Origin of the sequence: Chroococcidiopsis cubana SAG 39.79, from assembly GCF_003991895.1 — a bacterium.
GTDB lineage: Bacteria > Cyanobacteriota > Cyanobacteriia > Cyanobacteriales > Chroococcidiopsidaceae > Chroococcidiopsis > Chroococcidiopsis thermalis.
The window spans coordinates 37,698-58,095 of record NZ_RSCK01000022.1 but is presented as its reverse complement, the minus strand read 5'-3'; the positions used below and the strand labels follow the sequence as shown (position 1 = coordinate 58,095).

Here is a 20,398-nt window from a genome sequence, read left to right as displayed (position 1 = left end):
CCAATATTGATAACTGAAAATTATGAATATTTTGGCTGTAATTCCAGCGCGCTACAACTCGCAACGCTTTCCTGGCAAACCACTCGTCAGAATTGACGATCGCCCGATGGTGCAATGGGTTTATGAAGCGGCTAAACGTTGTCCGGCTTTCAGTCAAGTTGTGGTGGCGACAGATAGCACGGCGATCGCTGACTGCGTGCGTCGGTTTGGTGGGGTGGTAGAAATGACCCGCAGCGACCATCAAACAGGTACGGATCGAGTCGCAGAAGTCGCAGAACGATATCCTGAAATGACGGCGATCGCCAACGTTCAAGGCGATCAACCCTTCGTCACCGCAGATATGCTGACGCAGCTTGTGACTCCCTACTTGCAAGGAGAGTCACCCGATATGACGACTCTAGCCTGTCCGCTGCATGAAGAGAGCTACAACGACCCCAACGCCGTAAAAGTCTTGTGCGATCGCCGCGATCGGGCGCTTTATTTCTCCCGCTCCCCCATCCCTTACTATCGCAATGCGGGTTCTGCACCAGTATTTCACCACCTCGGACTCTACGCTTTTAGCCGCAATTTTCTTGCCAAATACGCTCAGTTGACCCCGACACCATTAGAACACTGCGAAGGATTAGAACAGTTGCGCGTACTCGAACACGGCTACGCGATCGTCGTTTGTCAAACTCAAAAAGCCGTGTTGGAAATCAACACGCCGAGCGATCTGCTACAGGCGCAAGCCTTAATTGCTCAAAGCACCATGAAAGAAGTCGAAAGTCAAAAGTTAAAAGTCAAAAGTTAAAAGTCAAAACACACTCCTCCCTGCCCTGCTCCCTGCTCCCTGCTCCCTACTCACTTAATAGGAAAATAACAATGCGCGTTATCGTTTGGGGTTTAGGTTACGTCGGTACAGTTGTTGCTGCTTGCTTGGCGCAAGCCGGACATGATGTTATAGGTGTAGAACTCAACCCAGAAAAGGTAAAAGTTTTTAATAGCGGGCGCAGTCCGTTGAAAGAACCCGATTTAGATGAGTTAATTCAGCAAGGAATCGCTCAAGGACGGTTACGGGCTGTAACGGATGGCGAACAATACGTTGCTGAGGCTGATGCTTCTCTCATCTGCGTTGGTACGCCTAGCATGGCGGATGGTAGTCCAATGCTCAACTATATAAAAGGAGTTGCCCAACAGATCGGTAGCGGGTTGAAGCATTCACAACGCTATCACGTTGTCGTTCTCCGCAGTACGGTTTTTCCTGGCGTAACCCGCGATTTTCTCCTACCATTGCTAGAACAGCATTCGCTGCGTTCTGCTGGCGAGGACTTTGGTTTAGTAGTCAATCCAGAATTTCTGCGCGAGACGGAAGCAGTCACAGATTTTCACGCGCCTCCTTATACCGTAATTGGGGAATTAGACAAACGCTCGGGTGATGCGATCGCTCAACTCTATAGCAATATCCAGGCTCCTTTACATCGCGTGGCATTGGAGGAAGCGGAATTGTTGAAGGTAGTTAACAATACATTTCATGCCCTCAAGATCGGGTTTAGTAATGAAATTGGTCGGATTTGCGATCGCCTGGGAATAGATAGTCACGTCCTGATGCAGCTCGTTTGTGCCGATACTAAGCTCAACATCTCCCCTGCCTATCTCAAGCCTGGATTTGCTTTTGGTGGCTCTTGTTTACCAAAAGACTTGCGCTCTCTCATTTTCAACGCTCGGCAGTTGGGGGTTGAAATCCCGATTCTAGATTCAGTACTGCCCAGCAACACGTTGCAAGTTGAAGCAGCGCGGATCAAAATTCACGAAACTGGTGCTAAGCACGTCGGTATCTTGGGTTTGAGTTTTAAAGCAGGTACGGACGATCTGCGCGAAAGTCCCGTTATCAGCCTGATCCGTCAGTTGTGGCAGGATGGCTTAGAAATATCAGTCTACGATCCAGACGTAAATCTAGAGGTGCTATTGGGCAGCAACTTAGAATACCTGCAACGCCAGCTACCGCAAATCGATCGGATTTTGCGCACGGATATCGATAGCGTATTAAATGAATGCCAAACTCTAGTCATTACTCAAAAACGACCGGAATTCACCAACATACAAGGACTCAAGAGTCACGTTGCCGTTCTCGACTTGGTGCGGTTGAGCAACGAGTCTGCCGTTACAGGCTTAGCTAACTATGAAGGGATTTCTTGGCAGAAGAAACAGCCTGCTAAGAAAATCTTGCCATTTGCGGGCAGCGATCGCGCTAACAACAAAGACGTTGCGCCCGTTGCTAGGTAGTAGGTTTTTGAAACAATCGTAGGGGCGCACAGCTGTGCGTCCCTACAAAAATGTGCGCCCCTACAAAAATGTGCGCCCCTACAGATCGTGTACCTCATCCATCAGTAACCACAATGATTCAAACCCAAATTTCCAAAACTCTCTCTATTGGTGATGGCTGTCCCCTCACCTTAATTGGTGGTCCCTGCGTGATTGAATCGGGGGACTTTACGCTGAAAATGGCAGAGGAAATTGCTAAAGTGTGCGATCGCTTGGGTGTTTCTTTTATCTTCAAGTCTTCCTTTGATAAAGCCAATCGCACGTCAATTAATTCTTTTCGCGGACAACCGATCGAATCTGGACTCAAAATTCTCCAACGGGTAAAAGAGGAAGTCGGAGTCCCAGTCCTCACCGATATCCACGAAAGCCACCAAGCGGTGACTGTAGCAGAAGTGGTTGATGTTTTACAAATTCCTGCTTTCTTGTGTCGGCAAACCGATCTGCTTTTGGCAGCAGCAGCAACAGGCAAAGTTGTCAATGTCAAAAAGGGTCAGTTCCTTGCGCCTTGGGATATGAGGCAAGTCGTGCGCAAGTTAGAAGCAGCTGGAACCAAGCGCATTCTTTTAACCGAGCGCGGTACGAGTTTCGGCTACAACACTTTGGTAGTAGATTTTCGTTCTCTACCACAAATGCGATCGCTGGGTTATCCCGTAGTCTTTGATGCTACCCACAGCGTTCAAATGCCGGGGGGTCAAGGTGATAAATCTGGCGGACAGCGCCAATTCGTACCTTACCTGGCAAGAGCCGCTGCTGCGATTGGAATTGATGCCTTATTTATGGAAATTCACGAAGACCCAGACAATGCACCAAGTGATGGTCCAAATATGATTCCTCTGGCTCAATTGGAAACTGTGTTGAGACAAATTATCAACGTCCGTAACTGTTTAGAAGTAACTCCCGCTCTTGTTTAACATGACAACCATTTTTGAATTTGAACCCGAAGTGCGATCGCCCAGCAGCTTTCAAGGAGATTCGCACAATATTTCTGAGAGAGATGCACGCTTGTCGCAAGTCAAATTACTAGTTCTTGATGTTGATGGTGTCCTCACAGATGGAGGTCTTTACTACTCCGAAAGCGGTGAGGTTCAACAGCGATTTAACATCAAGGATGGTCAAGGATTAAAGCGATTGATGTACTCTGGTGTAGAAGTTGCCATTATTACAGCTAAGTCTTTTTCATCCACTCTTCATCGCGCCAAAGATTTAGGAATTGATCGCGCTTATCTGGGGATTAAAGATAAATTACCGACTCTAATTCATCTGTGTCAAAACTTAGACATATCTTTGTCTCAGGTGGCATATGTTGGTGATGACATTAACGATCTAGAAGTCATGCACGTTGTTGGCTGTCCTTTAACGGTAGCTGATGCCATGCGTGCCAATCAAGACTGCGCTCTTTACGTCACTAAATTACCAGGAGGACAAGGTGCAGTTCGCGAGATCTGCGATCTTATTGTTGCCCTCCAAACGGTGAAATAAATTCACTCGCATAGAAATCAAGTATGTCAACATCAAAAACAATTAAGCGGCTTGTCGTTTGTTTTGGTAGCATTCAACTCGTCACGGTTTTGTCAGTCATGAATTATCGAGAAAAGACGCGACAAGACCAGAATTTGCAGTACGAAAACTACCTGCTAATTACTCCTTTATTTGCTCCCCAAGGACAAAGTGAGAAATTTGCTGCTTTGATTGAACAAATGGCTCGGTCGATTTGCACTTGGGAAAAAGTTGCTTATATGCCCTTGGAGCAAAAACAAGCAATTTCCCAAAAAGTGAAGCAGTCTGGTTTATCTAAAGTGACTGACTTAGTTCATGCATTAACCGGGAGTCAGCATTTTGATGAGATTTTTCTAGCGCATGAATACGATTTTGAAGACCAGTTGGTGATGAATCTCTATCAAGATGCCGAAAAGATTTGCTACGGTAACGGCATTGGAGTTTACACGGCACAATCGGCTTTCCCTAAAGCTAATTTATTGAGAGATTCGCGTAATTATCTAGACTTTATCTATAAGTCGTCAAAGGACAAACTCAGAGAATTTCTCCCTCGCAAGCGATCGCTGAGCGAACAAAAGCTAGACATTGGTTATTTCTCGCTGCCATTTGCTTTTGGACAAGAACCGGCAATTCCAACGATTATTCTTGACAGAGATGTTTACCGAGAGACTTTTCAAAAGTTAAGCGCCAAGCTATCTGAGTTTATCGATATTAGTTATATCGAAAACCTACGCGATCGCATCCAAACTGCTCCCACGTCAATTTTACTCACGAGTAATTTCTCTGAGTCGGGTAGAATATCGCCAGAAAATGAAATTGCTGCCTATCGAGAGTTTTTGGTCACTAGAGGAATTCGTCCCGATGAAGTTCTCTTAATTAAACCACACCCTAGAAATTCTAGAGAGAAGTTACTGCAATTAAAGTCTAATCTTAGCGCTCTTTATGCAAATGTAATTCTGCTAGCTGAAGACTTTTTGTTTTATCTTCCATTTGAATTAATTTTCATGGAAGTTTTCTTAAACACAGACTTGAAAAATCTGCAAAATTCTAGAGTTTTTACGTTTAGCTCTGCTTGTTTAACGCTGGAATTTGTTTTAGATACCCGTTGTACTCTGGGCTTCGGTAGCGATATAGTACAACAATTCTTTTATCCCGACCATGTAGAAAGTAGAAGCCAACACGAAGCCGATCTACTATCTACAATTCAGGAAATTAGAAACTTAAATTCCGTTCTCGTCTAATCGCATTTGAACCTACGATTACAAATCAGGGAGAGGAATTATGTTAAATCACCTCAGCATTTCTACTAATCCATTGAAAAAGTGGAGTCATTTCACTTGCAATCATTTAGAGGTTAGAGAATGTCTCAAAATAAGTACAAACAATATCGAAAGTGGTTAGATTTTATAACTTTAAGTTCAGCCACTACGTTACTTTTAGTCTTCATATCAGTTTGGTTAATTCCTTTCAGTAGCAAAGTCAACAGCGATACTCTAGTTTTTCTGAGTGATTTTGAATCAGGATTTTCTGAGTGGGGAGCAGAATTTCGCTACGAATACTCAGCTCAGCTTGTGAACTCTCCCGTACGCGCCGGAAAACAGGCTATTAAGTTTCTTTTGAAAAAAGAAGACACTCGTATTGATGGTGTGAAGCGTGCGGAATTGAGGCTGGGAGAAGTTCCGCCAGATTCAGAAATATGGTACGGTTTTAGTGTTTTCTTGCCTACTAACTATCATCGAGACCCATCTAGTGAAATCATCGCTCAATGGCACGATCTACCAGATAAGAACTTAGGAGAAAAATGGAAATCTCCAGCTCTTTCTCTCAGTACAAAAGATGGTAAATTCATTTTAAACAGGAAATGGGACTCAAAACGAGTTACAGTAGTTCCAGAAGGTAAAGAGGTAGTAGATTTAGGTCTTTACCAAACTGGAAAGTGGACAGACTTCGTGTTTCATGTGAAGTGGTCTAGTGGATCAAATGGTCGATTGAAGGTTTGGCAAGATGGCAAATTAGTTGTGAGTAGAAATGGACCGAATAACTATAATGATGCGAGGGGACCATATCTCAAAATTGGAATATATAAGGGTGATTGGAAAAACCAGCCAGACAAATCGATCGTGAGCGAAAGAGAACTTTATTTTGATGAAGTTAGGGTTGGAGATGCTAACGCTAGATACAAAGATATTGCTCCGCGCGATTGAGTAGAAGATGACTCAGTAGCGAATAAAGACTATGATTGAGATGGCTCACTTTTACGGGCTGCATCTACCAATTTGATGAATTAATATTATTCAAACTACTATTGTTTGACTCGGCAAAGTTGAAAATATATATTCAGTAAAATTTAAGCGTTGAAATTGAAGTATTAAGTATGGGTAATGCCCAACCGGAAACACAGTTAATAAGCGTAAGGTGGACATTACCTACCCTACTAATGATGAATTATCTAAAAGCTAACTTAATAAGCAATTTCCGACTTCCAACTCCCGTAGGGGCGGGTTTATCCGCACAATTCTGGGTTGTTTCAGGGATATCCTGTAGAAACCCGCCCCTACGACTCCCCAAATTCGCTCTTTTTCACCACAAACTCAAGAAAACTAAAATTCCTCATGACTTGATTCATCGGCGGGACATCGTGTTTACTCGGGGTAGACAACGCCCGCTAAAAATGGACATTCTTCACTCTAAAATCTTACCTGAAATGCCCATGCCTGCTCTGATATGGATACATGGTGGAGCATGGTTGGAAGGAAATAAAGAGCAAGGAATCGAACTGTTACTTCCTTTTGCCCGCCAAGGCTATTTATGCGCTAGTATCGAGTATCGCTTGAGTCATGAAGCTATCTTCCCAGCCCAAATTGAAGATTGTAAATGTGCGGTGCGTTTCTTGCGCGCTCATGCGAAAGAGTTGCATCTAAATCGCGATCGCATTGGGGTTTGGGGTCAATCTGCTGGTGGTCATTTAGCGGCGCTTTTGGGGACAACTGGCGGCGTTGAAGAATTGGAAGGCGAGGGGGGCTGGGAGAACTTTTCTAGTCGCGTCCAAGCTGTGTGCGACTGGTTTGCTCCTACGGATTTCACCCGCATAAATGACTTTCCTCGACAGATCTCCCATAGCGCAGTTGATGCTCCCGAAGCATTGTTGATTGGCGGAACTGTGGCAGAAAATCAGGAAAAAGCAATGCGGGCAAACCCGATCGCTTATATTAATCAAGATGCTCCTCCCTTCGCGATTTTCCATGCAGATGACGACTTTATAGTGCCGCTCAATCAAAGTCAATTATTGTTTGAGGCGCTACAGCAGGCGGGAGTTGAGGTGTCATTAAAAATTGTGAAAGGCGGCGGACACGGGAAAAAATTTGATTCTCCTTTGCTACTGGCGCAGTTGGAAAACTTTTTTCATCGACATCTTTATTAAGTCTTTACTAAGTTCGATCGTAAAAAACAATACAGTATCTATGGTGACGATCTGTTTGCGTATATTCAGTTGCATAATTTTTGCTGAAAGGGCGTAATAATGTTGTTGATTTTACTGCTAGTGGGATTTTTACTAATAATTACGATCTTCGCGATCGCTCTAGTGTGGGACTACACTCACGGTATATTTTCCTTGAACAATACTACGGGTGCTACCGCGATCGATTCATCTCCGAACGATCCCGAAAAATACATATTGTCACAACCGATCGAGCATCCAACCGCATGAACGATCTTCCCAGTGAGTCTGTTTCAGGAATAATTGTTTGACAATCGCAGTACTTTTCGTTATAAGTAACATATACAACTTACTAGTTTACTTATCCCAGTGCATAGCATTGTGGGTTGTTAGAAACGACACCAAGAGTGCAGTTTAACAGTCCTAGTGAGTTAGAAGTATTGTTACTTTTTGGAAATGAGCAGCTCGGTCAAATTATAGATACATTCTCAACACGACTCGAACAATCCTCAATATTAGTTGTGTGAAGGCGCGAAATGTCGCGCCTTTTTTGCATATCTAAATTTCGCACAGGTGAAGATCCCCCCAATCCCCGATCTTCGGGGGGCTACAATTCCCCCGTTGTTAGGGGGCTAGGGGGGATCGTCTTATCTGAAGCGTATTGGTTTAAACGGAGACAGCGCGATTGGTTAAATCAGCCGAACGCACTTGAATTTAATTGCGAATTACAGCTTGCGACTGACGACTTGATTTTGTCCTCTACAGAGAACTTCTACATGAACGTAGCCGATTTACAAACAAACAAGACACTTCTGGTTAACGAGTCAAACAAGACTGTCGTTGTCGGTGACAATAGCCTGACCATAGATGATGTCGTGAGCGTGGCACGGCATAGCGCAAAGGTGCGCTTGAGCGATCGCGAAGATGTTTTGCAAGGCGTTCAGGCATCGTGCGACTACATTGCTGAGGCTGTGGCATCGGGAGCGCCAATTTACGGCGTGACATCTGGTTTTGGTGGGATGGCGAACGTCGTAATCTCGCCTGAATCTGCTCAACTGTTGCAAAATAACTTGATTTGGTATCACAAGGCAGGCGCGGGACAAAAGTTGTCAAAACCAGACGTGCGGGCGGCGATGCTCTTGCGGGCTAATTCTCATATGTACGGTGCGTCAGCGATTCGGCTCGAACTGATCCGGCGCGTGGAAACTTTCCTGAATGCCAATGTCACGCCACACGTACATGAATTTGGCTCGATTGGGGCAAGTGGCGACCTCACGCCTTTGGCATACATTACAGGGGCAATTACTGGACTCGATACCTGTTATAAAGTTGACTTCAACGGGGAAGAAGTCGATGCTCCCACGGCTCTAAATCGACTGGGACTGCAACCATTGCCACTCCTACCTAAAGAAGGGCTGGCGATGATGAACGGGACTTCGGTAATGACGGGGATTGCCGCAAATTGCGTTTACGACGCAAGAGTTCTCCTCGCACTGTCAATGGGGGCACACGCACTTGCGATTCAAGGCTTACATGGCACGAATCAATCGTTCCACCCGTTTATCCACGATCGCAAACCGCATCCTGGGCAAAAGTGGGCAGCTAGTCAAATGCTCGATCTGTTGGTGGGTTCGCTGTTAATCCGCGATGAGTTAAATGGTACGCATGACTATCGCGGTGGAGATCCGATCCAAGACCGTTATTCCCTGCGTTGCTTGCCCCAATATATGGGTCCCATCGTCGATGGTTTGGCGGAGATTACGACTCAAATCGAGCAAGAAATGAACTCGGTGACTGACAATCCCCTGATCGATGCCGAGCAACAAGCTAGCTACCACGGTGGCAACTTCCTCGGACAGTACGTAGGCATGGGAATGGATCGCCTGCGCTACCACATGGGGATGTTAGCCAAGCATCTTGATGTCCAAATTGCGCTTTTGGTCGCTCCAGAATTTAACCACGGACTGTCACCGTCTTTAGTTGGTAACAGAGAGCGCAGCGTCAATATGGGATTGAAGGCACTGCAAATCACGGGCAACTCGATCATGCCCATACTATCGTTCTATGGCAATTCGATCGCCGATCGCTACCCCACCCACGCCGAACAATTCAACCAAAATATCAACAGTCAAGGATTTGCTTCCGCCAATTTAGCACGGCGATCGATCGAGATCTTCCAGCAATATATGGCAGTGGCGCTGATGTTTGGAGTCCAAGCTGTAGACTTGCGGACAAAATTAATCGCAGAACATTACGACGCAAGCGAGTGCGTTTCACCTACAACTAGAGCGTTATATCTAGCCGTGCGTGAGGTCGTTGGCGTTCCACCTTCAGCAGATCGTCCCTACATCCGCAACGATAACGAGCAACCGCTAGACGATCATATTGCTCGCATTGCCGCTGATATTGCAGCTGGTGGTCGGATTGTGGCAGCAATGCAAAATGTTTTGTCTAGTTTGAAGTAAGACCAATTTTCTGTTTGACTACGACAGAAGAGATCCCCCCTAGCCCCCCTTTTTAAGGGGGGGAATGAATGCCCCCTTAAAAAGGGGGGAATAAATGCCCCCTTTTTAAGGGGGTTGGGGGATCTCATGCAACAGCCCTATAAGTATGCCAATGCCATGAACATCACACAGCATATAGAACGCGGTTGTCATTTATTTCCCGATAAACCTGCACTGATTTTTGAAGGCACGACTTTTACTTATGCTGAGTTAGATCGGCTAGCTAATCGCGTTGCCAACGGGTTGCGAGATTTAGGAGTTCACCGCAGCGATCGCATTGCCTTGTTTTTGCCCAATATTCCCGAATTTATCATCTCCTATTTGGGCATTTTGAAACTGGGCGCGATCGCCGTTTCGCTCAATGCCATGCTCAAAAGCAGTGAAGTCAAGTTTATCCTCGACGACTGCGGTGCTAAGGCTGTGGTGACGACAGCGGATCTGGTGAAAAATGTTCCCCAACAAGACTTACCGCAGCTCAAACACGTTCTGATTGCTGAAGGTACGGCTAGTGAAGGAACTAGCCTCGCCGAACTGATGGCGAATGCTTCACCCAGCGCTCGTGGGGTGGAAATGGATCGTTACGCTCCGGCGGCGATCGTCTATACTTCTGGAACAACAGGGTTTCCGAAGGGAGCTACCCTGTCTCATGGCAATTTAATTTCCAACAGCTACTCGCAGCAACATTGTTGTGGAATGCAGGCTGACGATCGAATATTACTTTATCTGCCCCTATTCCATTGTTTCGGGCAAAATGCTGTCCTGAATGCCGGACTCAATGCTTGCGCCACGCTGGTATTACACCGCAATTTCGATTTGACGCAAATCCTGAAATCTGTCACTGACGAACAAATAACCATGTTTTTCGGCGTGCCAACAGTTTTCCTGGTGCTGCTCAACATGGATCTGCCTAAAGACCAACTCAAGTCCGTGCGGTTTTACTTTTCCGCCGCCGCACCCCTCCCAACGGAAGTTGCTCAGAAGTGGTACGACAAGTACGGGTTGGTCATTCATCAAGGCTACGGTTTAACCGAAACATCTCCCTGCGCCAGCTACAACCACGACTATATCTACAAACCTGGGTCAGTTGGGACGGCGATCGAAAATGTGGAAATGAAAGTCGTCAACAATGGCAAAGAAGTCGAGCCAGGAGAGGTAGGCGAGATCGCAATTCGGGGACCAAACGTCATGCTCGGTTATTGGAATCGTCCGTTTGAAACTGCCGAAACGATCAAAAATGGTTGGTTTTACACTGGCGATATTGGACGCATGGACGAAGACGGCTTCTTTTACATCGTCGATCGCTCTAAGGACATGATCAACGTGGCTGGGTTTAAAGTATATCCCACTGAAGTCGAAAACGCGATCTACGAACATCCCGCCGTTGCTGAAGTTGCTGTTTATGGCGTTCCCGATTTAGAAAAAAGTGAAATCGTCAAAGCTAACATCATTCTGAAACCGGATTGTAACGTCACCGAAAAACAGATGATTGCCTTCTGCGCCGAGAGAATGGCAGCTTACAAGATGCCAAAGACGATTAAATTTGTCGATTCCATTCCCAAAAACCCCACAGGCAAAGTGTTGAAGCGAGTTTTGCGCGATGAAGCAGCCAACGAAGCCGCGCTGAAAAAAGGCGGTGCTGCTGTCCCGGCGATCGCCAAACCAATTCCTTTAGTCGCTACAACATCAGTGCCTAGTAACGATACAAGCGGTGGCGTACTCAAATCGTTGGGTAATATTTTCAAACGTCGAAATTAAGCGTCTATGTCGCAGAAGATCCCCCCAACCCCCCTTAAAAAGGGGGGCTTTGTTCTTTCCTGATTAAGTGGGGCATTCCTTCTAAGTCAGGGGGGCTTTGTTCTTTTCTGATTAAGTGGGGCATTCCTTCTAAGTCAGGGGGGCTTTGTTCTTTTCTGAATTAAGTGGGGCTAGGGGGGATCTCTTTTGCCGCAATCGCATTCCCTCGACGTGAAGCTAAGCAGTTTCCACAATTCTCATCTTTTCTTATGAGCCATTCTGCCCAAACAGTTAGATTAGACCAATCCGATTTAGAAGCAGACTATGTAGCACCCCAGAATTCTACCCAAACTCAACTGGTCGAGATCTGGGAACAGCTTTTAGAAATTACGCCCATCAGCATCAGAGACAATTTTTTTGAGATTGGGGGAGATTCGCTACTCGCCGTCCGTTTATTCGCTCAAATCGAGCAAACATTTGGCAAAAGTCTTTCCCTCTCTACCTTGCTCCAGTCTCCCACGGTGGAACAACTAGCAAGCGTTCTCGGTGAAACAACATCACCCTCTTGGTCTTCCCTCGTGCCAATTCAACCAAATGGCTCGAAACCACCCTTCTTTTGCGTTCATGGTAATGGCGCAAACGTGCTTGTATTTAACGAATTGGCTAACCATTTGGGAGCGGAGCAGCCTTTTTATGGATTGCAAGCACGCGGAGTCGATGGTAAAGAAGAAGCCCTAGATCGAATTGAAGAGATGGCGGCTTTCTACATTCAAGAAATGCGTACCGTCCAGCCGCAAGGACCTTACTTTGTAGGCGGCTTTTCTTCTGGAGGCTTGGTGGCGTATGAGATCGCCCAGCAGTTGCACGCAGAAGGCGAGCAAGTCGCTTTTTTAGGCTTGTTCGATACCTTTGTACCTGGTAGTTTCCCACCAGTATCAATTCCAGAAAGACTGGCACGTCACTGGCGCAACCTTTTCCGACTGGGAGCCAAATATCCTTTAAAAATGCTCAGAAGTGCATGGCTGAGAGTATACAACAAAAATGTTTGTCGGCTATATCAATTATTCAGAATTAAGTGGCTGAACTGGCCCTACGAACGGAAAAGAAGATATATAGGAATTTGTATCAGGCGTGCAGTCAAAGCTTACGTACCGCAAGTTTACCCAGGTCAGGTAACTTTGTTTCGCGCTAGCGAACCCCCGATGGGTTGGTACTACATGGGACGAGATTTTCCCACACCCGATGATTGGTACGACCGAGATCCGCAATACGGCTGGGGGAATCTCGTCGGAGAATTGGAAAGCCACGACGTTTCCGGTCATCACGGCTCTATGCTCAAAGAACCTCATGTCGCAGGCTTGACCGAGAAATTAAGAGCTAGCTTAGATGCCGCATTAGATATAGCAGAATTGACTAGGAGTAATCATGTTAGTTGATGCCTTGAAATTACCAGCAGAAACGCTGGTAGAAACAGACATTTGTATTATCGGTGCTGGTGCGGCAGGAATTACATTAGCACGAGAATTGCGCGATCGCCCCGAACAAGTTTGTTTGCTCGAAAGTGGCGGATTTGACTATGAGGAACAGATTCAATCGCTGTATGCGGGAGAGAATACTGGTCTAGCTTATTTTCCCTTGAAAGAAGCACGCGGGCGCTATTTCGGCGGTTCGACCAACTTGTGGGGCGGTTGGAGTCGTCCGATGGATGAAATTGACTTCGAGCATCGTCCCTGGATGCCTTATAGCGGTTGGTGTTTTCCCAAGGCGGAGCTAGATCCCTACTACGAACGGGCGCAAACTGCTTGTCATTTGGGTCCGTTTGAATATGATTTAGACTATTGGCAAGAGGGATTGGCGCAACAGCAACGGCGACAAGTGCCATTTTCGACAACAGACGAGCTGGCTACTTATTTGTGGCAGATTATTCCATCAACCCACTTACGCTTTGGGGAAGCTTATCGCGCCCAAATCGAGCAGGCGAGTAATATTACTACCTATCTCCACGCTAACGTGCTGGAGATTGAAACCAACGACAGCGCTCAAGCCGTAACGCGGCTGCGGGTGGCAAGCTCGGATGGCAAACAGTTCTCGGTAGCAGCAAAAATCTTCGTGCTAGCGGCGGGTGGAATTGAAAATCCTCGCTTGCTCCTAGCTTCCAACCGGGTGCAAAGTGGTGGAGTCGGCAACCAACACGATTTGGTAGGCAGATTCTTCATGGAGCATCCCTATCTCATTTCTGGAAAACTACAGCCTTCCCGTCAAATTCCCTTATATACGGGCAGAAATTGTCGGATTGACGAGACATTTGTGGCGACGGCTCTAGGACTATCGAAAGAAGTGCAAAAGCGCGAGCAAATTCTCAACTTTGCCGCGAGACTGATACCTTACGAGGAAGAATGGGTACGAGCTGCGATCCGGTTGAAGCAGTTAGGTAAACCGCGCGCAGTCGGACATCAAGCCTTTCCCAAGCTTCAGGAACATAAGGAACACAGGCGGAAATATTTCCCCAGCATTAAGGAAGGTAACAAGCACAGCAATGACACGACTTTAATTCAAGATCTGATGACGGCGATCGCCAATGTCGATCGGATTGCGGCTAAAGTTTATGCTAAAGCCTCTAATAAGTTGCTGAAAAAAGGCTCCTCGAAACAGCCGCAATTGTGCGAAACTCACTTAATTGGGGAACAAGCACCGAATCCCGATAGCCGAATTACCCTCAGCCGCGATCGCGATAAATTAGGGATGAATCGCGTCCAGCTTGACTGGCGTTTGAGTCCAATTGACAAGTATACGATTAAGCGATCGCAGCAATTAATTGCGGCAGAATTCGAGCGGTCTGGACTTGGCAAAATGCAAATTGAAATGGGCGACGATGACGCTTCCTGGCGATCGCTGCGCGGTTCATACCACCACATCGGCACAACCCGCATGAGTCACAATCCCAGGGAAGGTGTGGTTGACGAGCATTGTCAAGTGCATGGAATTCACAATTTATATATCGCTGGTAGTTCCGTTTTCCCCACCAGCGGACTCTCCAATCCTACACTCACGATCGTGGCTCTAGCCATTCGGCTAGCAGATCGAATTCAAGAGCAGATGAGTCGTGCTGAAGCCACAGCAGGAGCGATCGGATAACTTGCTCGATCCGTTGTTGTGTCGGCGACTTATTCCATAGAATGAGATCCGCGAGTAGGGGCGCACAGATGTGCGCCCCTACGATTTATGGCGATCTAATGAGAATCGCTCTTTAAAGTCGCCTAGCACAAGATTAAACGTCAAACGCAAACTGGGTGCATCTAAAAAGAGTTATGAAACTAAGTGTAATCATTCCCTCTTACAACGAAGCTGGCACTATTTCCGGTCAGCTTGAAGCACTGACAACCCAACAGTGGTATCAACCTTGGGAAATTATTATTTCCGATAACGGTTCGACAGATGAAACAGTCGCGATCGCCGAGCAATATCAGGAAAGATTACCTAACCTACAGATTGTGGACTCATCCGATCGGCAAGGTGCGGCACACGCTAGAAATGTGGGTTGCATCTGTGGCTGCGGGTGAGGCATTGGCGTTTTGCGATGCCGATGATGAGGTAGCTGCTGGATGGGTATCGGCTATGGGCGAAGCGCTCTCCCAGCACGATTTTGTGGCTGGCAAGCGCGAGTACACAAAACTCAACGAACCTTGGACGCTCACGTATCGCCCGCTGACTCAGGTAGATAAGTTGCTAACTAGCCATCCCCCTTATCTACCCCATGCTTCTAGTAGTAACCTTGGCATCAAGCGCTCGGTTCATGAAGCTGTTGGTGGATTTGATGAAACTATGCTCAAAGTGCAAGACACTGACTATTGCTGGAGGGTGCAACTTGCTGGCATAAAACTCCATTTTGTCCCAGAAGCAGTGGTTCATTACCGCTTGCGCGATCGCTTAAGAGCTATCTACCGTCAGGCGCGCCTTGCAGGGGAGTACAACGTGCTGCTGTACAAAAAATACAAAGCGCTAGGGATGCCTAAACTTTCCTGGAAAGCAGGCTTAAAGTCTTGGTGGCGCATATTAAAGCAATCTCCGCAAATTTTTTCTCAGCAAAACCGAATGAAATGGGTGGCACATTTTGCTCGCCGCTGGGGACGCTTGCAAGGTTGTATCAAGTATCAAGTTTTAGCCCTTTAGTTTAAAGGGTAAGGGCGCACATCTGTGCGCCCTTACATGTCGAAATAGCATTTTAATTACACGGTAAGCATCTACAAACAAGAATGAAAACCACAAATAAGGCGAAGTTATTTTGGCTTCCGTCAGGGGGGCAATCTGCATCGTTCACTTATCTAACCATGCAGAAAAATGAAGGTATGTTACTTTATTCAAAGTCACAGAAATCCACAGCAAATTTATCGTCTAATTCAGACCATTAAAAAACAAAGCCCTAACTCTATAGTCTTGGTTAATCATGACTTTAGTGTGTCTAACTTAGATATAAGAGATGTAGGTAATTACTCGGAAGTTGAGATAATCAAAAGAAATAAATCGGCTGCAAGAGGTAATTCCTCAATTTTAGAAATTTATTTAGATGCAATTAATTGGTTACTCGCTCGTAAATCTGATTTTGATTGGTTAGTTTGTCTTTCCGGTCAAGATTACCCAACTCAACCCATATCTAAAACTGAGGAGTTTCTGGCTCAAACTGAATACGATGGCTTTATCCGCTATTACGATCCACTGGCAGAAAAGTCCGCTTGGAATGAGAAGAGTATTCAGCGATTTTTCAATCAATACGTGCAGGTTCCAGAAGCAATTAATTGGCTACTAAGAAAGTATTCTGGAAAAATTGAACACTACACGCCGCTGATTGTAAAATGGCGATACTCTATGATCGGACTGAAAACAAAAACTCCGTTCAATCGCAATTTTAAATGTTACAGAGGATGGCACTGGAATACTCTTTCCCAAGCCTGTGTCAAGTTTTTAATGAACTACTTAAACGAACATCCTGACATATTGAGGTATTACAAAAGAACGATCGGTCCTGAAGAATCTCTAGTTCAAACTGTGTTAGTCAATAGTCAGCAGTTCAATCTTTGTAATGATGACAAGCGTTATCATGACTATCCTCTAGAACTTGGCGGTTATGCTAGGTTGCTAACTGTTAAAGACTATCCGATCGTCACTAACGGTAATTTTCATTTTGCCAGGAAATTTGATGCCGAGATAGATAGTGAAATATTAGATTTGCTTGACGCTCAAGCCTTAAATAATTCTCCACTTGCACCCGAACGTATTCAAAAGAGTAACAGTTGTGACTGAATATATGGATCGCAGTTTAACTCAAAATATCTGGACTCAAATTGGCAAAATAAGACAACCAGATAAATTACTCAGCTTTCTCGTAACTATCTGGTCGCGCTTTTGGATGAAATTTGCTGGATTAGGCTATTTTGGGCGATTTGCTACTTGGCTTGCTACCTGGTTCATTCCACCTTACTACGAGCGTCGTCGTTTAGCTCAATACAACTCAAAAGGATATATCGCGCCTAGTGCCACCGTGTATCACTCCCAATTAAAACTCGGCGCTAACGTTTTTATTAGCGATCGCGTTTTGATTTTTGAGGATCGCAATAGTGGTTCAGTTCAGTTAGGCGATCGGGTGCGCCTGCATCAGGATATTTGCATTCAGACGGGGAATGGTGGCAGTTTGCAAATCGGAGAGAATACATCCGTTCAACCCCGCTGCCAGTTTTCAGCCTACAAGTCAGCAATTCAAATTGGCAGCAATGTCTTGATTGCCCCCAATTGTGCTTTCTATCCCTACGATCATGCGATTGCACCAGATCTGCCGATCGCGAAGCAACCTTTACAAACCAAAGGAGGGATTGCGATCGAAGATGATGTCTGGTTGGGTTTTGGGGTCATCGTCCTAGATGGGGTACGCATTGGTAAGGGTGCTGTCATTGGTGCTGGTGCAGTTGTGACGCAAGATATACCGGAAGGCGCGATCGCTTTGGGCGTGCCTGCCCGTGTCGTGAAACTGCGCAGTAGTTTAGCAGAGTCAAATCTCGTACCCAGCCCCAGCAATTAGAAGATTTTCAATCCTAATACTTTTCAGTCCAAGACTAGATCCCCCCTAACCCCCCTTAAAAAGGGGAGAACTCTTGCCTCCAAAGAACTCTTGCCCCCTTTTGAAGGGGGTTGGGGGATCGCCAAGATCTTTGGTCTGACACGTAAATGTATTAGGTCTTGTCTGTGTAGCCGCGAATTTGATTCGCCAAATTAATTATGTTTGTTGATGCTAGGACATTACCAGAAGATACAGTCATTGACAGCGAAGTTTGCATCATCGGTACTGGTCCCGCTGGAACTACGCTGGCACATGAGTTGCGATCGCAGAACTTTCGCGTTTGTTTGCTCGAAAGCGGCGGAACCGAGTTGGATGAAGCCACGCAGTCTCTCTCCCAGGGCAGGATAGTTGAAGAAATTAAACAAAAGCTTGACAGGTCTCGCTGTCGTCAATTTGGTGGCACTGCTAACCGCTGGAGAAATCGCACCGGAGAAAACCACTACAGCGTCAGACTGCTGCCACTAGACAAAATCGATTTTGAACAGCGAGATTGGTTGCCATATAGCGGCTGGTCGTTTGACAAATCTCACCTCGATCCGTTTTACGAACGCGCTCAACACCTGTGCCGACTGCGACCCTTCGCTTACCATGCAGAAGACTGGGAAGACGATCGCACTCCACGGCTACCTTTAGCTGAGGGGCGACTTGAAACGACTATGTATCAGTTTGGACCGCGCAACGTCTTCACGCACGAACTCAAAAGCGAAATTGCGCGATCGCCAAACATTACAACTTATCTCAATGCGAATGTTGTCGAGATTGAAACTAACGATACGGCTCAAGCGATAACTCGCGTTCGAGTCGCTTGTTTGTCGGGAAATCAATTTTGGGTAGCCGCCAAAATCTTCGTTCTTGCCACGGGTGGAATTGAAAATGCTCGCTTGTTGCTGCTGTCAAACAAGACTCAAAATGTTGGGTTAGGCAACCAAAACGATCTAGTTGGCAGATTTTTTATGGAACATCCAATTTTTCAAATTGGCGTGTTTCGACCGAAAGATCGACAGTTATTTAATTCAACAGCACTATACGATCTCCGCTGGGCAAATAACATTTTAATTATGGGCAAACTGAGTCTGACAGACGCAGTGATGCGCCAGCAGCAATTATTAAATACGAGTCTAATTATCGTACCGAAATCTTTATCATACGAGTCACCTGCCGTCAAGTTTCTGAAACCTTTTCTCTCATCAATACGACGGGGCAAATTGCCAGAGGCGCGATCGCATTTGCAAGTAGCAATTGATGGTATAGATGAAATTAAGTCTCATATTTATAGACGCACTTTTAAAATCGAAGAAACGCCCTACACCATTAGCGAAGGCGGTTGGTCGTATTTTCAAAATAATGAAAAAAGATTTGGTGCGTTTGAAGTTTGGGCTGCTACGGAGCAAATACCGAATCCAGACATTCGAGTCACGCTAGGCGAGGAACGCGATCGCCTGGGACTCAGAAGAATACAACACATCCGCTGGCATTCGAGCGAGCTAGAAATTCAGAGCAACTTGCAGGTAGAAGAAATCCTTAGAGCAGAAATTGCTCAAGCCGATCTCGGTCAGTTTCAGTCATGGCGCGAACTGACCGGACGTACTAAACCCAAGTACTACGGTGGAATGCATCACATGGGAACAACGCGAATGCACGTCGATCCCAAACAAGGTGTGGTCGATAAAAACTGCTGTATTCATGGCATTGCTAATTTGTACGTCGCAGGCAGTTCTGTTTTTCCTACTGGGGGTGCTGCCAATCCAACTCTGACTATTGTTGCTTTAGCAATGCGACTGGCAGATCGGATTAAACATGTGATGAAACTAGATGCGATCGCCATAGGCAACGAGCAGTTGTTGCACGTCCAGTAGCGAACAACAAATACAACTACATTTTTACAAACTAAGCAATTTCATGACGATTGCAAATAATTCAGCATATTACGAGATCGACCCACTCAGCGCATTTTCCGAGCGCGGAGTAGATTATGCCAAGTATCGACCGACTTACCCACCCAACGTCATCGATACTATTTTGAGAGAACTGGGTGAACCATCGCAGCTAGCAGCAGCAGATGTTGGAGCTGGTACGGGTATAGCCTCACGGTTGCTAGCAGAGCGCGGTATCCACGTCTGGGCGATCGAGCCGAATACTTCAATGCGAACCGCCGCCCAAAATCATCCTTTGGTAAAATTCTGCGATGCTAGCGCCGAACAAACTCATCTCCCAACCGCATCGGTCGATCTAATTACATCTTTTCAGGCTTTTCACTGGTTTAATCCTCAGCCAACCCTAGCAGAGTTTCACCGCATTCTCAAACCATCTGGACGACTGGCGATCGCTTGGAATCAACGAGCAGCAGATGACGAATTTTCTGTAGAGTTCGATCGCCTCGTGAAAGCATCGATGAGCGAGCTACCAACGACCAAACCGCAAAACTCAGTCGCTCGGATCTTGATGTCGAGTTCGCATTTCGGGCGCGTCCGTCGCCATACTTTTACTTACAAGCACGAGTTAGATTTGGTGGGGACAGTCGGTTACGCGCTCAGTAAATCATTTGTCCCTCAAGAGGGAGCGGCGCATCGGCAGCTACTTGTGGATTTACAGGAATTGCACGCTCGTTGGGCAGACGAACGCGGCATGGTGAGCTTTGTTTACCATACAACCCTTTATCTCGCTCAGCCGCAGCATGGTTTGAATAAACTACGTAGGCTTTTTTCTAATTGGCTAATAGCTAAATAGCAGGGAGCAGGGAGCAGGGAGCAGGGAGCAGAGGGGCAGAGGGGCAGAGGGGGACAAGGGGGACAAGGGGGACAATTCTGGTTCCAT

18 protein-coding genes are annotated in these 20,398 nt (G+C 46.2%); all 18 read left to right on the top strand.

Annotated elements, in window-relative coordinates:
* Positions 1–22 precede the first annotated feature (22 nt).
* The 18 genes from kdsB to DSM107010_RS15455 all read left to right on the top strand — a co-directional run bounded on the left by kdsB (position 23) and on the right by DSM107010_RS15455 (position 20,311).
* Positions 23–790 carry a 3-deoxy-manno-octulosonate cytidylyltransferase gene (kdsB, locus tag DSM107010_RS15535; protein ID WP_106166112.1) on the top strand — a complete coding sequence of 256 codons (768 nt, stop codon included), beginning with the start codon at positions 23–25 and terminating at the stop codon, positions 788–790.
* Positions 791–861: 71 nt separating this feature from the next.
* The gene (locus tag DSM107010_RS15530) at positions 862–2,262 is read left to right on the top strand and encodes a nucleotide sugar dehydrogenase (protein ID WP_015152816.1); all 1,401 of its coding nucleotides are present in this window, start codon (positions 862–864) and stop codon (positions 2,260–2,262) included.
* Positions 2,263–2,375: 113 nt separating this feature from the next.
* Entirely contained in the window at positions 2,376–3,212 is an 837-nt protein-coding gene (kdsA, locus tag DSM107010_RS15525) for a 3-deoxy-8-phosphooctulonate synthase (RefSeq protein WP_106166113.1), read from the top strand.
* Between the two features lies 1 nt (position 3,213).
* The gene (locus DSM107010_RS15520; protein WP_106166114.1) at positions 3,214–3,780 is read left to right on the top strand and encodes a KdsC family phosphatase; all 567 of its coding nucleotides are present in this window, start codon (positions 3,214–3,216) and stop codon (positions 3,778–3,780) included.
* Between the two features lie 23 nt (positions 3,781–3,803).
* Positions 3,804–5,039, top strand: coding sequence for a polysialyltransferase family glycosyltransferase (locus DSM107010_RS15515; RefSeq protein ID WP_106166115.1), 1,236 nt, complete (start codon positions 3,804–3,806; stop codon positions 5,037–5,039).
* A gap of 120 nt (positions 5,040–5,159) precedes the next feature.
* Positions 5,160–6,002: a polysaccharide lyase family 20 protein gene (locus DSM107010_RS15510; RefSeq protein ID WP_106166116.1), complete on the top strand. Its 843-nt coding sequence runs from the start codon at positions 5,160–5,162 to the stop codon at positions 6,000–6,002.
* Between the two features lie 506 nt (positions 6,003–6,508).
* Entirely contained in the window at positions 6,509–7,219 is a 711-nt protein-coding gene (locus DSM107010_RS15505) for an alpha/beta hydrolase (protein WP_241994224.1), read from the top strand.
* Positions 7,220–7,318: 99 nt separating this feature from the next.
* Entirely contained in the window at positions 7,319–7,507 is a 189-nt protein-coding gene (locus tag DSM107010_RS15500; protein ID WP_106166118.1) for a hypothetical protein, read from the top strand.
* Between the two features lie 506 nt (positions 7,508–8,013).
* Entirely contained in the window at positions 8,014–9,702 is a 1,689-nt protein-coding gene (locus tag DSM107010_RS15495; RefSeq protein WP_106166126.1) for an HAL/PAL/TAL family ammonia-lyase, read from the top strand.
* 156 nt (positions 9,703–9,858) lie between these two features.
* Positions 9,859–11,496, top strand: a complete 1,638-nt coding sequence (locus DSM107010_RS15490; protein ID WP_106166127.1) for a class I adenylate-forming enzyme family protein — start codon at positions 9,859–9,861, stop codon at positions 11,494–11,496.
* Between the two features lie 248 nt (positions 11,497–11,744).
* Entirely contained in the window at positions 11,745–12,911 is a 1,167-nt protein-coding gene (locus DSM107010_RS15485; RefSeq protein ID WP_106166119.1) for a thioesterase domain-containing protein, read from the top strand.
* A complete protein-coding gene (locus DSM107010_RS15480) occupies positions 12,901–14,610 on the top strand; it encodes an FAD-dependent oxidoreductase (protein WP_127023321.1) in 1,710 nt (569 codons plus the stop codon). Before DSM107010_RS15485 ends, DSM107010_RS15480 begins: the two co-directional genes overlap by 11 nt.
* 173 nt (positions 14,611–14,783) lie before the next feature.
* Positions 14,784–15,035 (top strand): glycosyltransferase family 2 protein, encoded by a 252-nt coding sequence (locus DSM107010_RS39650; RefSeq protein WP_199755565.1) that lies wholly within the window; start codon positions 14,784–14,786, stop codon positions 15,033–15,035.
* Positions 15,007–15,645 (top strand): glycosyltransferase family 2 protein, encoded by a 639-nt coding sequence (locus tag DSM107010_RS15475; protein WP_199755564.1) that lies wholly within the window; start codon positions 15,007–15,009, stop codon positions 15,643–15,645. The genes DSM107010_RS39650 and DSM107010_RS15475 overlap by 29 nt, the downstream gene beginning before the upstream one ends.
* Positions 15,646–15,930: 285 nt before the next feature.
* Entirely contained in the window at positions 15,931–16,773 is an 843-nt protein-coding gene (locus DSM107010_RS15470; protein WP_241994222.1) for a beta-1,6-N-acetylglucosaminyltransferase, read from the top strand.
* A 4-nt stretch (positions 16,774–16,777) separates the two neighbouring features.
* A complete protein-coding gene (locus DSM107010_RS42265) occupies positions 16,778–17,545 on the top strand; it encodes an acyltransferase (protein WP_015152803.1) in 768 nt (255 codons plus the stop codon).
* 197 nt (positions 17,546–17,742) lie between these two features.
* The gene (locus DSM107010_RS15460; RefSeq protein ID WP_106166123.1) at positions 17,743–19,440 is read left to right on the top strand and encodes a GMC oxidoreductase; all 1,698 of its coding nucleotides are present in this window, start codon (positions 17,743–17,745) and stop codon (positions 19,438–19,440) included.
* A gap of 43 nt (positions 19,441–19,483) precedes the next feature.
* Complete coding sequence (locus DSM107010_RS15455; protein ID WP_015152801.1) at positions 19,484–20,311, top strand: class I SAM-dependent methyltransferase; 828 nt, start codon at positions 19,484–19,486, stop codon at positions 20,309–20,311.
* The last annotated feature ends 87 nt before the right edge of the window (positions 20,312–20,398 follow it).

Excerpts from the sequence above, each read along its gene's own strand:
- DSM107010_RS15505 (WP_241994224.1), top strand. The coding sequence starts at position 6,509 with ATGCCTGCTCTGATATGGATACATGGTGGAGCATGGTTGGAAGGAAAT.
- DSM107010_RS15480 (WP_127023321.1), top strand. The coding sequence starts at position 12,901 with ATGTTAGTTGATGCCTTGAAATTACCAGCAGAAACGCTGGTAGAAACA.
- DSM107010_RS15455 (WP_015152801.1), top strand. The coding sequence starts at position 19,484 with ATGACGATTGCAAATAATTCAGCATATTACGAGATCGACCCACTCAGC.
- DSM107010_RS15475 (WP_199755564.1), top strand. The coding sequence starts at position 15,007 with ATGTGGGTTGCATCTGTGGCTGCGGGTGAGGCATTGGCGTTTTGCGAT.
- DSM107010_RS15490 (WP_106166127.1), top strand. The coding sequence starts at position 9,859 with ATGAACATCACACAGCATATAGAACGCGGTTGTCATTTATTTCCCGAT.
- DSM107010_RS42265 (WP_015152803.1), top strand. The coding sequence starts at position 16,778 with ATGGATCGCAGTTTAACTCAAAATATCTGGACTCAAATTGGCAAAATA.
- DSM107010_RS15510 (WP_106166116.1), top strand. The coding sequence starts at position 5,160 with ATGTCTCAAAATAAGTACAAACAATATCGAAAGTGGTTAGATTTTATA.
- kdsA (WP_106166113.1), top strand. The coding sequence starts at position 2,376 with ATGATTCAAACCCAAATTTCCAAAACTCTCTCTATTGGTGATGGCTGT.
- DSM107010_RS15530 (WP_015152816.1), top strand. The coding sequence starts at position 862 with ATGCGCGTTATCGTTTGGGGTTTAGGTTACGTCGGTACAGTTGTTGCT.
- DSM107010_RS39650 (WP_199755565.1), top strand. The coding sequence starts at position 14,784 with ATGAAACTAAGTGTAATCATTCCCTCTTACAACGAAGCTGGCACTATT.
- DSM107010_RS15515 (WP_106166115.1), top strand. The coding sequence starts at position 3,804 with ATGTCAACATCAAAAACAATTAAGCGGCTTGTCGTTTGTTTTGGTAGC.
- DSM107010_RS15520 (WP_106166114.1), top strand. The coding sequence starts at position 3,214 with ATGACAACCATTTTTGAATTTGAACCCGAAGTGCGATCGCCCAGCAGC.
- DSM107010_RS15485 (WP_106166119.1), top strand. The coding sequence starts at position 11,745 with ATGAGCCATTCTGCCCAAACAGTTAGATTAGACCAATCCGATTTAGAA.
- DSM107010_RS15460 (WP_106166123.1), top strand. The coding sequence starts at position 17,743 with ATGTTTGTTGATGCTAGGACATTACCAGAAGATACAGTCATTGACAGC.
- kdsB (WP_106166112.1), top strand. The coding sequence starts at position 23 with ATGAATATTTTGGCTGTAATTCCAGCGCGCTACAACTCGCAACGCTTT.
- DSM107010_RS15500 (WP_106166118.1), top strand. The coding sequence starts at position 7,319 with ATGTTGTTGATTTTACTGCTAGTGGGATTTTTACTAATAATTACGATC.
- DSM107010_RS15495 (WP_106166126.1), top strand. The coding sequence starts at position 8,014 with ATGAACGTAGCCGATTTACAAACAAACAAGACACTTCTGGTTAACGAG.